Genomic DNA, 16,195 nt, shown 5'->3' on the forward strand with positions numbered 1-16,195 from the left:
TTCAAGAATACGTCGTTAAAATAATTCGTTGCGCCCGATGCTGGCGAACGCTTCGAAGTAATCGGGGAAGGTCTTGGCGACGCATTTCGGGTCGTTGATGCGCATGGCGTTGCCGCGGCGCGCCTTGCCGTCCAGGGCGGCCAGCGAGAAGCACATCGCCATCCGGTGGTCGTCGTAGGTATCGATCGTGGCCGGCAGCAGCTCCTCGGGCGGGGTGATGCGGATGTAGTCCGCGCCCTCCTCCACCTCGGCGCCGACCTTGCGCAGCTCGGCCGCCATCGCCGCCAGGCGGTCGGTCTCCTTCACGCGCCAGCTGGCGATGTTGCGCAGCGTGCTGGGGCCGTCGGCGTACAGCGCGGCCACCGCGATCGTCATCGCCGCATCCGGAATATGGTTGAAGTCGGCGTCGATGGCCTTCAATACACCGGTTCCGCGCGCTTCGATCCAGTTCTCGCCGCGCGTCACCTGGGCGCCCATGCGTTCGAGCGCGTCGGCGAAGCGCACGTCGCCCTGGATGCTGTTCAAGCCCACGCCCTCGACCCGCACCGGCCCGCCGCCGATTGCGCCCGCCGCCAGGAAGTAGGACGCCGAGGAAGCGTCGCCCTCGACGTGGATGCTGCCCGGCGACACATACTTCTGGCCCGGCTGCACGGTGAACGAGGCCCAGCCGTTCTGCTCCACCGACACGCCGAAGCGGCGCATCAGGTTCAGGGTGATCTCGATATACGGCTTCGAAATCAGTTCGCCGACGACGTCGATCGTCACCGCATGCCCGCGCGCCATCAGCGGTGCGCTCATCAGGAGGGCCGTGAGGAACTGGCTCGACACGTTGCCGCGCACCGACAGGCGGTTGGCATGGATGTGGCCGCGGCGGATGCGCAGCGGCGGAAAGCCCTGCTCCCCCGTGTACTCGATCTGGGCGCCGATCTCGTTCAATGCGTCGACCAGGTCGCCGATCGGACGCTCGTGCATGCGCGAGACGCCGTGCAGGGTGTAGTCGCCGCCGATCACGGCCAGGGCCGCGGTGAGCGGCCGGATCGCGGTGCCCGCATTGCCCATGAACAGATCGGCCTCGTGGTTGGGCAGAGTGCCGCCATTGCCGTGTACGACGACGGTGCGTTCGTCGACCTCGTCCCATCCAATGCCGAGCGAGCGCAGCGCGCCCAGCATCACCATGGTGTCGTCGGAAGCGAGCAGGTCGTGGATCGTGGTCGTGCCTTCGGACAGCGCGGCCAGCAGGAGCGTGCGGTTCGAGATGCTTTTCGAACCCGGCAGGCGCACCGTGCCCTCGACGTGCATGACGGGCTCGAGGTCGATGTGCTGCGGGTAGTGCTTCGGTTTTTGCTGCGTCATTCTGGCTCTTCCTGAGTCGGGGCTGGAGGCTCGGCTGTCTCGATGGCCTCGCTCCATGCCCGGCGGGCGCGCTGCGCATTCGTATAGATGGCTTCCAGCCCCGGCCCGTCGTTCGCGGCGAGGCGTGCGCGCAATACTGTCAATTGTGCCAGATATGCATCGAGCTCGGTGAGGAGCGCGTCGCGGTTGGCCAGGCTGATGTCGCGCCACATTTCGGGCGAGGAGCCGGCGATGCGCGTGAAGTCGCGAAAGCCGCTGGCGGCGTACTGGAACAGGCGATCCGCATGCGGCTTGTTGGCGATGTCGTCGACCAGGGCAAAGGCGAGCAGGTGCGGCAGGTGGCTCACCGCCGCGAATACCTGGTCGTGCTCTTCCGGCGCCAGCGTATGGATCAGCGCGCCGCACAGGCGCCAGGCGGCCGCCACCAGGCCGACGTCGCCCGCCGCGTTCTCCGGCAGCGGCGTGACGACGACTTTCTTGCCCTGGTAAAGGTCGCTCAGCGCCGCATCCGGGCCGTTCGATTCGCGCCCGGCGATCGGGTGCGCCGGCACGAACTGCCTGACTTTGCCGCCCAGCGCCGCGCGCGCGGCGGCCACCACGTCGGCCTTGGTGCTGCCGGCATCGGTGACCACCGTGCCCACGTCCAGGTAGGGCGCCAGCGCAGCGAGAATGGTTCCGGTCTGTGCCACCGGCGCGGCGACCAGCACCAGGTCGGCGCCGGCCAGCGCATCTTCGAAGGAATCGGTGGTGCTGTCGACGATGCCCAGTTCCAGCGCGCGTGCCAGCGCCTCCTGCGAGCGCTCCATGCCGACGATCTGGCGCGCCGCGCCGGCCGCCTTCAGGGCCAGCGCGAACGAGCCGCCGATCAGCCCGACGCCGACGACGACGACCTTGCCCAGCATTTAAGCCAGCGCCTTCTTGAGCGCCTCGATGAAGGTGGCGTTCTCCTGCGGCAGGCCGATCGACACGCGCAGCCACTGCGGCAGGCCATAGGCCGCGACCGGACGCACGATCACGCCCTGCTTGAGCAAGGCGAGATTGACGCGGGCGCCGGCGCCGTCGTCCTCGCCCACGCGCACCAGCACGAAGTTGCCGAAGGACGGCACGTACTCCAGGCCCAGCTCCTCGAAGGCGGCCGTCATCTGCTTGTAACCCTCGGCATTGTTGCGGGCGCCCTTTTCCAGGAAGGCCTTGTCGTTCAGCGCCGCGATCGCCGCTGCCTGGGCCAGCGAGTTGACGTTGAAGGGCTGGCGGATGCGGTTCATCAGGTCGGTGACGTCCGGCTGGGCGATGGCGAAGCCGACGCGCAGGCCGGCCAGGCCGTAGGCCTTGGAGAAGGTGCGCGAGACGACCAGGTTCGGGTACTTGCGCACCCAGTTGGCGGACTCGAACTGGTGCTCGGGCGCCAGGTATTCGTTGTAGGCCTCGTCCAGCACGACGATGACATTGGCGGGCACGCGCTGCAGGAAGGCTTCGATCTCTTCCGCGCCGATGAAGGTGCCGGTCGGGTTGTTCGGGTTGGCGACATACACCAGGCGGGTGTCGTCTTCGATGGCGGCCGCCATCGCGTCCAGGTCGTGGCCATACTTCACGGCCGGGACGACGATCGCACGCCCGCCCACGCCTTGCGTCGCCAGCGCGTACACGGCGAAGGAATACTGCGAGAAGACGACCGACTCGCCCTTTTGCACGAATGCGTGGGCGGCGATTTCCAGGATGTCGTTGCTGCCGTTGCCCAGCGTGATCCAGTCGGCCGGCACGTCGTAGCGCGCCGCCAGCGCCGCCTTCAGTTCGAAGCCGTTGGCATCCGGGTAGCGGCCCAGATCCGCGGCGGCTTGCGCCATCGCGGCCTTGCTCGACTCGGGTACGCCGAAGGGGTTTTCGTTGGAAGCGAGCTTGACGATGTTGGCTTCATCTAAGCCGAACTCGCGGGCGACTTCAGCAATGGGTTTACCTGCCTGGTAAGGGGCGATGGCGCGAACGTACTCTGGACCGAATTTCGACATGGGGCTGTTCTCAGGAATAAAAATTAGAGGCCGACCGGGTAGGAACCCAGCAGCTTGAAAAAGGCGGCATTCCCGTGGAGTTCTTCCAGCGCCCGCGCGACGGCCGCATCCTGGCGGTGGCCCTCGACGTCGACATAGAAGTAGTACTCCCAGGTGCCGATGCGCGCCGGACGCGACTCGAAGCGCGTCATCGACACGCCGTGGGTCGCGAGCGGCGCCAGCAGTTTGTACACGGCGCCGGCGGTGTTCGGCACGGCCAGCACCAGCGAGGTGCGGTCGCGTCCGGACGGGTTGGTTTGCAGGGTGCCGATGACGACGAAACGCGTGCGGTTGTGCGGGTCGTCCTGGATATGGGCCTGCACCACGCCCAGGCCATACTGCTGGCCCGCCATCTCGCTGGCGATCGCGGCCACGCTCGGATCCCGGCTGGCCATGACGGCCGCCTCGGCGTTGGAAGCGACGGCGCGGCGCTCGACGTGCGGGTGGTGCAGGTTCAGCCAGACCTGGCACTGGGCCAGTGCCTGCGAGTGGGCGCAGACCACGCTCACGCCATCCATGCTGCCGGTCTTGCTCATCAGGCTGTGGTGCACGGGAATCGAGACTTCGCCGGAGATGACGGTCGTCGTCGCCAGCATCAGGTCGAGGGTGCGGTTGATCGCGCCCTCGGACGAGTTCTCGACCGGCACCACGCCGAAGTCGGCGGTACCGGCCTCGGTGGCGCGGAAGACCTCGTCGATCGAGGCGCAAGGCAGTCCTGCGACGGCGCTGCCGAACTGCGCATAGACGGCCTGCTCGCTGAAGGTACCGGCCGGGCCGAGGTAGGCGACGGTGACGCGCTTTTCGAGTGCGCGGCAGGCCGACATCACTTCGCGGAAGATGGTCTGCACGTCCTCGTTCTTCAGCGGGCCGGGATTGCGCTCGGCCACGCCGCGCAGCACCTGCGCTTCGCGCTCGGGGCGGAACACGGGGGCGTCGGTCTCGGCCTTCACGTGGCCGACTTCCTGGGCGATGCGGCCACGGCGGCTCAGCAGGTCGAGGATTTGGGCGTCGATCGCGTCGATCTGTTCGCGCAGGGGGGTGAGTTTGTCTGTCATGTTAGCTAATCAATGGCTGCTATTCGTTTGTTGGCGGGTGTGCACCGTAGGGTGGGCACCCCGTGCCCACGCGCAAACGTCGCATGGTGTTGGCCACGTTTTACGAAAAACCCGGTCAACACCATGCGAGCATCAGGCGTGGGCACGGAGTGCCCGGTGAAACCGTGGGCGAGGCCATTGGCCTCGCCCACCCCTACCGCCCCGCAAACTCGTTCAAATAATCGACCAGGGCCTGCACCCCTTCGACCGGCATCGCATTGTAAATGGACGCCCGCATACCCCCGACGGACTTGTGGCCCTTCAGCTGCAGCAGCCCGCGCGCCTTCGCGCCGGCCAGGAATTGTTCATTCAATGATTCGTCGCGTAAATAGAACGGAATATTCATGCGTGAGCGACATGAAACGTCCACGCGGTTGCTGTAGAAATCGTCGGCATCGAGCGCCGCGTAGAGCAGGCGCGCCTTTTCGATGTTGCGCGCCTCCATGGCCGCGACGCCGCCTTGCGCCTTCAGGTGCGCGAACACCAGGCCGGCGATATAGATCGCATAGGTCGGCGGCGTGTTGAACATCGAGTCGTGCTCGGCCACGTTCTTCCAGTGGAAGGCGGACGGGCAAGTCGGCAGCGCGTAGTCGAGCAGGTCTTCGCGCACGATTACCAGCGTCAGGCCGGCCGGGCCGATATTTTTCTGCGCACCGGCGAAGATCACGCCGTACTGCGACACGTCGATGACACGCGACAGGATGTGCGAGGACATGTCGGCGACGACCGGCACGCCGGCCGGCGCCTGCGGCACGAAGTTGTACTCGACGCCGTCGATGGTCTCGTTGGTGCAGACGTGCAGGTAAGCCGCATCGGCACTGAGTTTCCAGGTGTCGGGCGGCGGCACTGTCGTGAAACCGGCGGCCTCGCTGGAGGCGGCCACGTTCACCTGCGCATAGCGCGCCGCTTCCTTGATCGATTTACCGGACCATGATCCCGTGTGGATGAAGTCGACCGTCGCGGGCTGGCGCACGCGGCCCAGCAGGTTCAGCGGAATGATTGCATTCTGGCCCAATCCCCCACCCTGCATGAACAGGATCCTGTAGTTGGCCGGCACGGCCAGCAGTTCGCGCAGGTCGGCTTCGGCCTGTTTATAAATCGAGATGAATTCGGGGCCGCGATGGCTCATCTCCATCACCGACATGCCGCTGCCGTGCCAGTCGAGCATTTCGCTCGCTGCCTGCTGCAGCACTTCCTTCGGAAGCACCGCCGGGCCGGCCGAGAAATTGAATACCTGGGTCACTGGCTTGCCTGCTCCTGTTAATGTTGGCTGTTCCGTTGCGGCTTACTTGCGCCGCGCGTCTTTCGGGATGACGGAGGCCAGGCGCTCCTTCACTTCGTCCTGGATCACCAGATTGACTTCCTGCGTCAGCTGCGGCAGCAGTCCCTGCAGCTTCAGCGCGGCCGGGCTCTTGTAGAAGACCAGCAGCTCGTCGATCTCGGCCGGCGTGAACTGGCGCGCATACATGGGCACGACGCGCTCCATGATGTCGTCCACCAGCTTCGGATCGGACAGCATGCGCTGGCCCGCCTGGACGTTCTTCTGGCTGTCGTTGACCGCGATGGCCAGCTCGGCCTTCTTCTGCTCCTGGGTCAGCTTCGTATTGCCGTTGATCCGGAGCGTCTGCGCCTGCAGCACGGCCTGAGGCATGGCGTTGGCCGTCTGCTGCAGGCGCGCGACCAGATGCTCGCGGTACTTCATGACCGTCAGCAGCTCGCGCACGTGTTGAAGGTGCTGCGCGGACTGCGCGGATTGCGCGATGGCGGGAGTCCCCGCCGCGGGCGCCTGGGCCAGCGCCGCTGCCGACCAGGCCAGCGCGCACATCGTTGCAACGAGACGTTTCATCATCCACCTTCCGCTTGCCACTTCAAAAAACAAAAGGAGGGCAGCGCCCTCCTTCCTTCCCGCCCTTACTCCGGCGCCGCTTCGAGCTCGACCTCTTCCAGGTCGGTCTCGACGATGCGCTGCAGACCCGACAGCTTGGTGCCGTCTTCGACCGCGATCAGGGTCACGCCTTGCGTGGCGCGGCCCATCTCGCGGATCTCGGACACGCGGGTGCGGATCAGCACGCCGCCGGTCGTGATCAGCATGATTTCGTCGAGCGCGTCGACCAGGGTCGCGGCCACCACTTTACCGTTGCGCTCCGAGGTCTGGATCGCGATCATGCCCTTGGTACCGCGGCCGTGGCGGGTGTACTCCGTGATCGGGGTACGCTTGCCGAAGCCGTTCTCGGTTGCCGTGAGCACCGACTGCTGCTCGTTCTCGGCCACCAGCAGGGCGATCACGTTCTGGCCCTCTTCCAGGTTCATGCCGCGCACGCCGCGCGCGGTGCGGCCCATCGGACGCACGTCGTTCTCGTCGAAGCGCACGGCCTTGCCGGCGTCCGAGAACAGCATCACGTCGTGCTGGCCGTCGGTCAGCGCGGCGCCGATCAGGAAGTCGCCTTCGTCGAGGTCGACCGCGATGATGCCGGCCTTGCGCGGGTTGGAGAAGTCGCGCAGCGGCGTCTTCTTGACCGTGCCGAGCGAGGTCGACATGAAGACGTAATGGTCTTCCGGGAAGCTACGGTTCTCGCCCGACAGCGGCAGGATGACCGTGATCTTCTCGTTGTCCTGCAGCGGGAACATGTTGACGATCGGTTTGCCGCGCGAGTTGCGCGAACCCTGCGGCACTTCCCACACCTTCAGCCAGTACATGCGGCCCCGGTTCGAGAAGCACAGCATGTAGTCGTGGGTGTTGGCGATGAAGAGCTGGTCGATCCAGTCTTCGTCTTTCGTCGCCATCGCCTGCTTGCCGCGGCCGCCGCGCTTCTGGGCGCGGTACTCGGCGATCGGCTGCGACTTCATGTAGCCGGTGTGCGACAGGGTCACCACCATGTCCTGCGGCGTGATCAGGTCTTCGGTTTCCAGTTCGTTGGCGTTGTGCTCGATGGCCGAGCGGCGCGCGTCCTTGCCGTTTTCCGTGTAGTCGTTCTTGATCTGCACCATCTCGTCGCTGATGATGGTGGTCACGCGTTCCGGCTTGGCCAGGATGTCGAGCAGGTCGGCGATGTGCAGCATCACTTCCTTGTACTCGTTGACGATCTTGTCCTGCTCCAGGCCAGTCAGGCGCTGCAGGCGCATCTGCAGGATTTCCTGGGCCTGCTCGTCCGACAGCTTGTACAGGCCGTCCTGCTGCATGCCGTAGTGCTTCGGCAGGTGCTCGGGACGGAAGGCCTCGATGCCGCCGGCGCCGGCGGTTTCGGTGCGGTTCAGCATTTCGCGCACGAGGGACGAATCCCAGGCGCGCTGCATCAGTTCGACCTTTGCCACCGGCGGCGTCGGCGCGGCCTTGATGATGGCGATGAAGTCGTCGATGTTGGCCAGCGCAACGGCCAGGCCTTCCAGCATGTGCCCGCGCTCGCGCGCCTTGCGCAGTTCGAACACGGTGCGGCGGGTGACCACTTCGCGGCGGTGCGACAGGAAGCATTCCAGCATCTGCTTCAGGTTCAGCAGCTTCGGCTGACCGTTCACCAGCGCCACCATGTTCATGCCGAAGGTGTCCTGGAGCTGGGTCTGCTTGTACAGGTTGTTCAGCACCACTTCCGGCACTTCACCGCGTTTCAGTTCGATGACGACGCGCATGCCCGATTTATCGGACTCGTCGCGGATGTCGCTGATGCCTTCCAGCTTCTTGTCGCGCACGTTCTCGGCGATACGCTCGAGCAGCGACTTCTTGTTCACCTGGTACGGCAGCTCGTCGATAATGATCGCGACGCGGCCGCCATCCTTGCCATACTCTTCGAAGTGGGTCTTGGCACGCATCACCACGCGGCCGCGGCCGGTGCGGTAACCGTCGCGCACGCCCGAGACGCCGTAGATGATGCCGGCGGTCGGGAAGTCCGGCGCCGGGATCAGCTCGATCAGCTCGTCGATCGTGCAGTCCGGGTTGCGCAGCAGGTGCTGGGCGCCGTTGATGACTTCCGACAGGTTATGCGGCGGGATGTTGGTCGCCATGCCGACCGCGATGCCGGACGAACCGTTGATCAGGAGGTTCGGGATCTTGGTCGGCAGGACGGTCGGCTCTTTTTCCTTGCCGTCGTAGTTCGGCTGGAAGTCGACCGTGTCCTTGTCGATGTCGGCCAGCAGTTCCGCGGCGATCTTGTCGAGGCGGCACTCGGTGTAACGCATTGCCGCCGCGCTGTCGCCGTCAATCGAGCCGAAATTGCCCTGGCCGTCGACCAGCGTGTAGCGCAGCGAGAAATCCTGGGCCATGCGCACCAGGGTGTCGTAGATCGACGAGTCGCCGTGCGGGTGGTACTTACCCATGGTGTCGCCCACCACGCGCGCGCACTTCACGTACGGACGGTTGTAATTGTAATTACTCTCGTGCATGGAGAAGAGGACGCGGCGGTGCACCGGCTTCAGGCCATCGCGCACATCCGGCAGCGCACGGCCCACGATCACGCTCATGGCGTAATCGAGGTAGCTCTTGCGCATCTCTTCTTCGAGCGAAATAGGGACTGTTTCTTTTGCGAATTGATCCATTGGGCGGGTCGACTGCTTTCAGGCTAATGGTTATGAGTTCCAACGGATGATTCTACCATGCACCTATACAGTGGGCGACATTTGCCGAAGTGACATCGAAGTCGTGTTTTCAAGCGATTGTTGATTTGACACATGCCCGTCATAAACTTCCGTCAAGCTAGCAATCTCTTCTAATGAGTTGTTGCGCAGAAACAACATCGATACTTCATGCACCACGATTGCGCAAACGCGGGTCGTGTGGATGTGGCGTATGTGGCAAAATGGCCGAGAAGTTAATTGCTTGTTTCACAATGCGAAACGAACGCGGCAGCAAAAGGTGTTAATATTCTGCCTACGTTGTCGTGAATGGAAAAAGTTTCGCAGCGAAAAGATATAAAAACCCGAAAGGATCAAAAAATATGAAGAAGATTGCAACCCTCATGCTCGCGGTCTCGGCAGCGATGGCTGGCAGCGCGTTCGCACAGAGCGCACCTCCGTACGCGCCGCTGACGACCGACATCCAGGCGAACAAGCCGTACAGCGCGTACGTCCAGGACAGCCGCGGCGTGATCGCGCGCGATCCTTTCGGCCTGTGCTGGCGTACCGGCTACTGGACCCCGGCCGACGCGGTTCCTGGCTGCGACGCGCCGCTGTGCGTCCCGCCTGAAAAACTCGAAAACGGCAAGTGCGTCGCTCCGCCGCCGCCACCTCCGCCTGCAGCGGCCCCTGCTCCGGCCCCTGCGCCAGCGCCGGCGCCAGTGCCGACCTCGGAAAAGGTGAGCTACTCGGCTGACGCCTTCTTCGATTTCGACAAGGCCGTCCTCAAGCCTGAAGGCAAAGCCTCGCTCGACGAGCTGACCTCGAAGCTGGGCGACATGAACCTGGAAGTCATCATCGCCGTCGGCCACACCGACTCGATCGGCACCGATGCCTACAACCAGAAACTGTCGATCCGCCGTGCCGAATCGGTCAAGGCCTACCTGCAGAGCAAGGGCATCGACGCCAACCGCGTCTACACCGAGGGCAAGGGCGAGAAGCAGCCTGTCGCTGACAACAAGAGCTCGGCTGGCCGCGCGAAGAACCGCCGCGTCGAGATCGAAGTCGTCGGTACCCGTACCCGCGCACAGTAATCTCGTGAGGTAGCAAAAACCCCGCTCCGGCGGGGTTTTTTTTCGTCCCTACCCATCCCGAGTATTTTGTCCGTCGCTTCCTGATATTTCCCGCTATTATTCCGACCTATGACTACGAACGCCGACCCTCTCGAAATCAACAAGTTCAGCGAGCTGGCCCACCGCTGGTGGGATCCCACCTCCGAGTTCCGCCCGCTGCATGAAATCAACCCGTTGCGCCTGGAATGGATCAACGCGCGCGCGCCCCTGGCCGGCAAGCAGGTGATCGACATCGGTTGCGGCGGCGGCGTGCTGTCCGAATCGATGGCGAAAAAGGGCGCGAAAGTGACCGGCATCGACCTGTCGAAAAAGGCCCTGAAGGTCGCCGACCTGCACGGCCTGGAGTCGGGCGTCGAGGTGCGCTACAAGATGATCGCCGCCGAGGACATGGCGGCCGAGGAAGCGGGCCAGTACGACGTCGTCACCTGCATGGAGATGCTCGAACACGTGCCCGATCCGGCCTCGATCGTGCGCGCTGCGGCCGCCCTGGCGAAACCCGGCGGCAAGCTGTTCTTCTCGACCATCAACCGCAATCCGAAAGCCTACCTGCTGGCGGTGATCGGCGCCGAATACGTGCTGCGCATGCTGCCGCGCGGCACCCACGATTACGGCAAGTTCCTGACGCCGGCCGAACTGTCGCAATTCATGCGCGCCGCCGGGCTGCAAGTCGACGGCATGAAGGGCCTGACCTACAACCCGCTGACCAAGATCTACTCGCTCAACAACGACACCGATGTGAACTACATGGTGGCCTGCACCAAGCCTCTGTAGTCAAGCCTCTGTAAGTGTAATTACGCCTTTTGAAGCCTTCCGATTCGATGACCTCCCCTGCTTCCATCCAGGCACCGCGTGCCGTCCTGTTCGACCTCGACGGCACGCTGGCCGACACCGCGCCCGACCTTGCCGCCGCCGTCAACTGGCTGCGCACCGAGCGCGGCCTCGCGCCCACGCCTTACAGCGTGCTGCGCCCGACCGCCTCGGCCGGCGCCCGCGGCATGATCGGCGCCGCCTTCGGCCTGGCGCCGGGCGACGAGGGCTACGAGGAGCTGCGCGTCCAGTGGTTCGACCGCTACCAGCACCACATGGCGGAAGAGAGCACCCTGTTCGAGGGCATCGACGTCCTCCTGCGCGGCATCGAGGACGCCGGCATGGCCTGGGGCGTGGTCACCAACAAGCCGGCGCGCTTCACCGATCCGCTGATCCCGCAGATCGGCCTGGCGCACGCCGGCTGCATCGTCTCGGGCGACACCATGCCGCACGCGAAACCGCACCCGGCGCCCCTGCTCGAAGGCGCGCGCCGCCTGGACATCTCCCCGGCCGACTGCTGGTATGTCGGCGACGACCTGCGCGACATCGAAGCCGGCCGCGCGGCCGGGATGTCGACGGTGGCCTGCGCCTGGGGCTATTGCGGCGCGATCGAGCCGCAGACCTGGGGCGCCGACTTCCTGTGCGCCACGCCGCTCGACCTGCTCGACCTGCTGCGCAGCGTGGCCAGGACTCCTGTCGCGCTCGGCACCTGAAGCGACAAGCTGCCCTTACATTTCATTACGACTGAAACGGATTTCCGTCTACCGTGTAACCGAGGCATTCCGTAATCTGCATCCATCGACAACGCAACAACAGATGGAGCAGACCATGAACACCACCGCCGCCACCACCCGCATGCATCCCCTGATGGCCACCGCAGCCGTGTCGGTGATCATCGTCAGCCTGACCGGCGCCGCCGCCATCACCGGCATGCTGCCCTCGTCGCGCAGCGCCCCGGAGCCGCAGGCCGTCATGGCCCCGACGGCCGCCGCGCCGCTGGCCCCGACCCAGCTGCAGGCGGCCATGCAGACCCAGGCGCAATACGGCACCCAGCTCGCCGCCGCGCCAGTCCAAGCCGCACCGATGGTGGTCAGCGCCGCTCCCGGCACCACGACCTACGTGCAGACCGCCAACACCCCGGCCGCACCAGTCGTCATCGTCAAGCAGGAACCGGCCCCGGTCGTGAAGCAGGCCCCGGCACCGAAGCCGCGCGTCGTCGAGCGTGTCGTCGAGCGCCGCGTCGTCGAACACCGCCCTGCCCCGCAGCCGGTGCGTTACGAGGAACCGACCTACCGCCAGGCACCGGCCCCGGCGCCCGCCCAGCCGAACTATGTCGGCATCGGCACCGGCGCCGTCATCGGCGGCCTGATCGGCAATCAGGTCGGCGGCGGCAACGGCAAGAAGCTCGCCACCCTGGCCGGCATCATCGGCGGCGGCTACCTCGGCAACGAAGTCGCCAAGCGCGCCGGGCAGTAAGCCAAGTTGTAATGGTTGCGGATCGCAAAACGTGACCGCAGATGTTGGCGGTTGCGTAACGTAGGGTGGGCATGCCCACGCGTGACGTGCCGCCGAATATCCCGTACGTTCATTTTGTCGCGCCAATCGCACAGCAGTTTGCAACAGTTCGTAACCCCACGGGCAAGCCGTACCGTGCCACTGCACACCGCCCGCGATTGGAGTACAATGGAGTTTCGTTGGGGGCGACCTGGTTTCGACGTGGGTTGCAAAGCAGCGCAGGGCATACCGAGGACTGGTTACCTCGTAAATACATCCAGAAATCAATAACTGCAAACGATAACTCGTACGCACTCGCAGCTTAATTGCTGCTAGCTCTACACTACCTCGCCTCTGGGGTGGGCCGCAAGGCAAGTAGAGTCATTTACAGAGGCTAGGACTCAACCGGGTTACTTGGTTGCTTCCGAAATTTAAGGTAACTCGCTGGTACGCAGGGTGCACATCCCCGTCGTGCCGGTCAAATTAAATGATAGTGCTAAGTATGTAGAACTGTCTGTAGAGTGCTTGCGGACGCGGGTTCGATTCCCGCCGCCTCCACCACCGCACAAAAAAAGACACCCCGCTGGCGAAAGCCAGCGGGGTGTCTTTTTTTGTGCGTTGCGTTCCGGCGTCGGGAATCGAATCCGCGGACGGCACGGACGCGGGGCGAGCGGGGGTTTCGAGCGGCGCAGCGGCGAGCCCGCGAGCGACGTTGCGCCTCCGGGCGCAACGGCTCTCCGATTCGCCTGACTTAGGAAAATCGCGCAGCGATTTTCTGCAGTGGTGCTCGCGCACCCGTCACACCACCGGCACCCCCACCGCCCGCAAGGCCTCCGCCACCCGCGCCGCCGCGATCGCATGATTTGCCCGCTTCGTCTCCCCCGCGAAATGCAGCCCGAACACCGGCATCTCCTTCCCGGCCCCGCTGGCCAAAATCGGCGAGCCCGAAGCCCCGCCGAAAGTGGTCGCATCATGCCCGAACACCCACTCCCGCGTATCGCGCTTGTCCGTCGCCATGGCCTGGGTAAAGCGTCCTGGCGCCAGGCGCTTGAAGCCGAACAGGTTGCCGAACAGCGTGGCCGTCACGAAGGCCCAGTCGACGCTGGCATTGTCCTCGGACGACCGTGGGCGGCCGGGAAAGCCGATGGTATAGACCGAGCTCACGCCGCCGGCGGCGAAGGCGGGCATGGCGTTGACCGTCACCGGGTGTTCGGGCAGCACGCTGTCGTCATCGATCGGTTCGATTCGCAGCACCGCGGCGTCCAGGAAGCCGAAACCGCGCCCGAAGCCGGCCGGTAGCCGCGCCTCGACCACCTTGAAGCGGTTGCGCGCCAGCCCGCCGGCCTCGCCGACGAAATCGATCTCCAGCCCGCCGTGGATGGTGAGCGTGGAATCCTGGCGCGTCATCGGGATGCCCAGCTTGGAGCGGGCGTCGTCGAGCACGTGGTAGTTGGTGAGGACGAAGCGCTGGTCGCGGTCGACCAGCGAACCCGTGCCAAGGAAGTTCGATGCATGGCCGCCCTTTGGCTGGATGCGTCCGATCGCGCGCGCCGTCTTCCGGATCTGGTCGCGCGCGTCCCGTATCTGCTCTTCCCAGATGCCATAGAAGGGATGGCTTGCGGGCGGCAGGCCGTCGTCGAGCAGGAAGCTGGGGCGCGAGCCGTCGGCGACGATGATCGCTTCCAGCGCGCCCAGCTCGTCGGTGTCGACGTCGTGCGACGGGTCGCGATCCATCACCAGCAGCTTGCGCAGGGCGCGGTCGCCGTGCAGGTACAGGGTTTCCAGCGCCTGGCGGAAGGCCTGCGGATCGCCTCGCTCGCGCTCGGGCACTGCGCGGGCGATCTGGTCGATCTGCGCCAGCATGGTGTCGGGATCGGGCAGCGGTGCGTCGGGCGGCAGACTGCTCTCCTCCAGCAGCATGCTCTCCAGGCCGCCACGTTCGGCGGCGGGTGCCAAGGGCAGCTGGCGCGCGGCGAGGATGCGGCGCCTTGCCTGCACCTCGGCCGGCGCGGCCGGCGGCGCTTGCAGCTTGGGCGGCAAGCGCAGTGCCGGCGCCGCCACGCGCATGGGCTCGGGCGTGGATGTGGGCGCGGGTTCGGCGATGGCCGTTGCCGTCGCCGGCGCACCTGCCGCCGGCGCCAAGGCGGCAGCCGGCGCCAGGCCCAGTGCCGCGGCCAGCGCCCGCGACGGCGCGTCGTCGGGTGCCTGGGCGCTTTCGAGCAGGGTGCCGCCGCTGCGCACGCGTCCGCGCAGCACCAGCAGGCTGGCCTCGGCGCCATGGCGCACCCAGTCGATCTGCGCCTCGGGCGGCGCGAACGCGCTCTCGAGGGCGAAGCCGCGGATCGAGCGATCCAGCGGACGCCGGCACTCGGCGATCTCCGGCCCCTCGGTGTCGCGCCCGGCATCGAAGCCGGCCTGCAGCAGGGCCAGCGCATCGACGATGCCCGGCCCCATGCTGTAGACGTCCCAGCCGTCCTGCGGCGTCCGGGCCGTGGCTTGCAGCAGGCGCCGGAACAGGTGCTGCACCGAGGTGCGCTGGGCACGCGCCGCGGCGACCACGTCGGCGCGGCCGTGGAAGGCGAGCCAGCAGGCGGCCACGCCGGCGGTCAGGGCGACGGCGAAACTGGTGCCCTGCCCCTGGCCGGCCGCTCCGTCCTGGGCAGTGGCGCGGTAGACGTTCTGCGCCGGCGCCGCGATATCGACGTCGGGCCCGCGGCAGCTGCCGCGCCAGCGCAGGTCGTCGTAGTCGGTGCCGGCCACAGCGATGCAGTCGTCGAAGCGCGCCGGCCAGACGACGAAGTCGATGCAGTTGCCGGCCGCGGCCAGCACGATGACGTCGGCCGCGACGGCGCGCTCCACCGCCCGCTGCAGGGCGAACGAATAGATACCGCCGAGCGACATGGTGATCACGTCGGCGCCCTCGTCCACCGCGCGGTCGATGGCCTGCGCCACCGTCGTCTGCGACAGGCGCATCACGCTGTGGATGGCGCGGATCGGCAGGTGGCGCGCGCGCGGCGCCGAACCGTGCACCACGCCGGGCGCGCCGCTGACGACGACGCTGGCGGTGCCGGTGCCGTGCCCGCGCGTGCCGGGATAATCCATGGGGTCGGTGGCGTCGTTCGGGCGCGCCGGATCCATCAGGTTGATGCCGCCGCCGGAAAGCACGTCGCGCAGCTCCGGATGGCCGGTCACGCCGGTGTCGGGCTGGGCGATGACGATGCCTTCGCCGCGCGCGGGCCGCGCCATGCTGTCGGCGTAGTCCCAGGCTTCGCGCGCGCGGATGCGCTTCAAGGCCCAGTCCTTCTCCGCTTCGATGCGCGGTTCCGGATCGGCCCAGCAGCCGGGCATCAGCTGCGCCGCCGATTCCTCGATATCGGGCGCGACCGGGGCGCCGGGGTCGGCCGGCATCACGGCATGGAAGATTTCCGGTTCCGCGAGCGGCAGCCCGAGTTCGCTCTCCAAGGCGCGTGCGGCATCAAAAGCCCAGGCCGAGTCGACGATCGTCCGTCCCGGAAAGCTGAGCACCAGGTCGCCCGGCGCCAGCGCCGACAGCGGCGCGACCGTGCACGGCAGCGGCGCCAGCGTGGCCGCGATCCTGGCCTTCAGCTCGGCCAGGTTGCGATCCTCGGGCACCGGCAGATAGAACCGCGCCGGCATGTCTGGCGCCGCGGCGGTCGCCGCTTCGACAGCCATGCGGGCGGACCTCGTCACCACCTGCTGGTTCATG

At 66.1% G+C, this 16,195-nt stretch carries 12 protein-coding genes and 1 other RNA gene; 5 read left to right on the forward strand and 8 right to left on the reverse strand.

All coding sequences use genetic code 11. The features are described 5' to 3' along the window. Positions 1-15 precede the first annotated feature (15 nt). From aroA to gyrA, 7 genes are all read right to left on the reverse strand, one after another. Positions 16-1,353, reverse strand: a complete 1,338-nt coding sequence (aroA, locus tag ASF77_RS21355; RefSeq protein ID WP_056344448.1) for a 3-phosphoshikimate 1-carboxyvinyltransferase — start codon at positions 1,351-1,353, stop codon at positions 16-18. Then, positions 1,350-2,255: a prephenate dehydrogenase/arogenate dehydrogenase family protein gene (locus ASF77_RS21360; RefSeq protein WP_200934219.1), complete on the reverse strand. Its 906-nt coding sequence runs from the start codon at positions 2,253-2,255 to the stop codon at positions 1,350-1,352. Before ASF77_RS21360 ends, aroA begins: the two co-directional genes overlap by 4 nt. Further along, positions 2,256-3,359, reverse strand: a complete 1,104-nt coding sequence (gene hisC / locus ASF77_RS21365; RefSeq protein WP_056344453.1) for a histidinol-phosphate transaminase — start codon at positions 3,357-3,359, stop codon at positions 2,256-2,258. A 23-nt stretch (positions 3,360-3,382) separates the two neighbouring features. Further along, positions 3,383-4,453, reverse strand: a complete 1,071-nt coding sequence (gene pheA, locus ASF77_RS21370) for a prephenate dehydratase (protein WP_056344455.1) — start codon at positions 4,451-4,453, stop codon at positions 3,383-3,385. A gap of 193 nt (positions 4,454-4,646) precedes the next feature. Continuing rightward, on the reverse strand, positions 4,647-5,735 hold the full coding sequence (gene serC, locus ASF77_RS21375; RefSeq protein WP_056344458.1) for a 3-phosphoserine/phosphohydroxythreonine transaminase: 1,089 nt from the start codon (positions 5,733-5,735) through the stop codon (positions 4,647-4,649). A 42-nt stretch (positions 5,736-5,777) separates the two neighbouring features. After that, on the reverse strand, positions 5,778-6,338 hold the full coding sequence (locus tag ASF77_RS21380) for a DUF2059 domain-containing protein (RefSeq protein ID WP_229445538.1): 561 nt from the start codon (positions 6,336-6,338) through the stop codon (positions 5,778-5,780). Positions 6,339-6,403: 65 nt separating this feature from the next. Next, entirely contained in the window at positions 6,404-9,019 is a 2,616-nt protein-coding gene (gene gyrA / locus ASF77_RS21385; RefSeq protein ID WP_056344464.1) for a DNA gyrase subunit A, read from the reverse strand. A 398-nt stretch (positions 9,020-9,417) separates the two neighbouring features. On the opposite strand from gyrA, the gene ompA reads away from it, so the two are divergent. From ompA to ssrA, 5 genes are all read left to right on the forward strand, one after another. Further along, positions 9,418-10,128 (forward strand): outer membrane protein OmpA, encoded by a 711-nt coding sequence (gene ompA, locus ASF77_RS21390; protein ID WP_056344468.1) that lies wholly within the window; start codon positions 9,418-9,420, stop codon positions 10,126-10,128. 108 nt (positions 10,129-10,236) lie between these two features. Beyond that, positions 10,237-10,938 (forward strand): bifunctional 2-polyprenyl-6-hydroxyphenol methylase/3-demethylubiquinol 3-O-methyltransferase UbiG, encoded by a 702-nt coding sequence (gene ubiG / locus ASF77_RS21395; RefSeq protein WP_056344471.1) that lies wholly within the window; start codon positions 10,237-10,239, stop codon positions 10,936-10,938. A gap of 47 nt (positions 10,939-10,985) precedes the next feature. Continuing rightward, positions 10,986-11,687, forward strand: a complete 702-nt coding sequence (locus tag ASF77_RS21400) for an HAD family hydrolase (protein ID WP_056344476.1) — start codon at positions 10,986-10,988, stop codon at positions 11,685-11,687. Between the two features lie 115 nt (positions 11,688-11,802). Continuing rightward, a complete protein-coding gene (locus tag ASF77_RS21405) occupies positions 11,803-12,450 on the forward strand; it encodes a hypothetical protein (RefSeq protein WP_056344867.1) in 648 nt (215 codons plus the stop codon). A gap of 220 nt (positions 12,451-12,670) precedes the next feature. Further along, positions 12,671-13,029: a transfer-messenger RNA gene (ssrA, locus tag ASF77_RS23880) on the forward strand. A 237-nt stretch (positions 13,030-13,266) separates the two neighbouring features. On the opposite strand, the gene ASF77_RS21410 is transcribed toward ssrA, so the two are convergent. Then, the gene (locus tag ASF77_RS21410; RefSeq protein ID WP_056344479.1) at positions 13,267-16,194 is read right to left on the reverse strand and encodes a S8 family serine peptidase; all 2,928 of its coding nucleotides are present in this window, start codon (positions 16,192-16,194) and stop codon (positions 13,267-13,269) included. Position 16,195 lies beyond the last annotated feature (1 nt).

Origin of the sequence: Massilia sp. Leaf139, from assembly GCF_001424165.1 — a bacterium.
In the GTDB taxonomy this organism is placed as follows: domain Bacteria; phylum Pseudomonadota; class Gammaproteobacteria; order Burkholderiales; family Burkholderiaceae_D; genus Telluria.

Coding starts and splice junctions, on each gene's coding strand:
- aroA (WP_056344448.1), bottom strand. CDS start 1,353: ATGACGCAGCAAAAACCGAAGCACTACCCGCAGCACATCGACCTCGAG.
- ASF77_RS21360 (WP_200934219.1), bottom strand. CDS start 2,255: ATGCTGGGCAAGGTCGTCGTCGTCGGCGTCGGGCTGATCGGCGGCTCG.
- hisC (WP_056344453.1), bottom strand. CDS start 3,359: ATGTCGAAATTCGGTCCAGAGTACGTTCGCGCCATCGCCCCTTACCAG.
- pheA (WP_056344455.1), bottom strand. CDS start 4,453: ATGACAGACAAACTCACCCCCCTGCGCGAACAGATCGACGCGATCGAC.
- ASF77_RS21380 (WP_229445538.1), bottom strand. CDS start 6,338: ATGAAACGTCTCGTTGCAACGATGTGCGCGCTGGCCTGGTCGGCAGCG.
- gyrA (WP_056344464.1), bottom strand. CDS start 9,019: ATGGATCAATTCGCAAAAGAAACAGTCCCTATTTCGCTCGAAGAAGAG.
- ompA (WP_056344468.1), top strand. CDS start 9,418: ATGAAGAAGATTGCAACCCTCATGCTCGCGGTCTCGGCAGCGATGGCT.
- ubiG (WP_056344471.1), top strand. CDS start 10,237: ATGACTACGAACGCCGACCCTCTCGAAATCAACAAGTTCAGCGAGCTG.
- ASF77_RS21400 (WP_056344476.1), top strand. CDS start 10,986: ATGACCTCCCCTGCTTCCATCCAGGCACCGCGTGCCGTCCTGTTCGAC.
- ASF77_RS21405 (WP_056344867.1), top strand. CDS start 11,803: ATGAACACCACCGCCGCCACCACCCGCATGCATCCCCTGATGGCCACC.
- ASF77_RS21410 (WP_056344479.1), bottom strand. CDS start 16,194: ATGAACCAGCAGGTGGTGACGAGGTCCGCCCGCATGGCTGTCGAAGCG.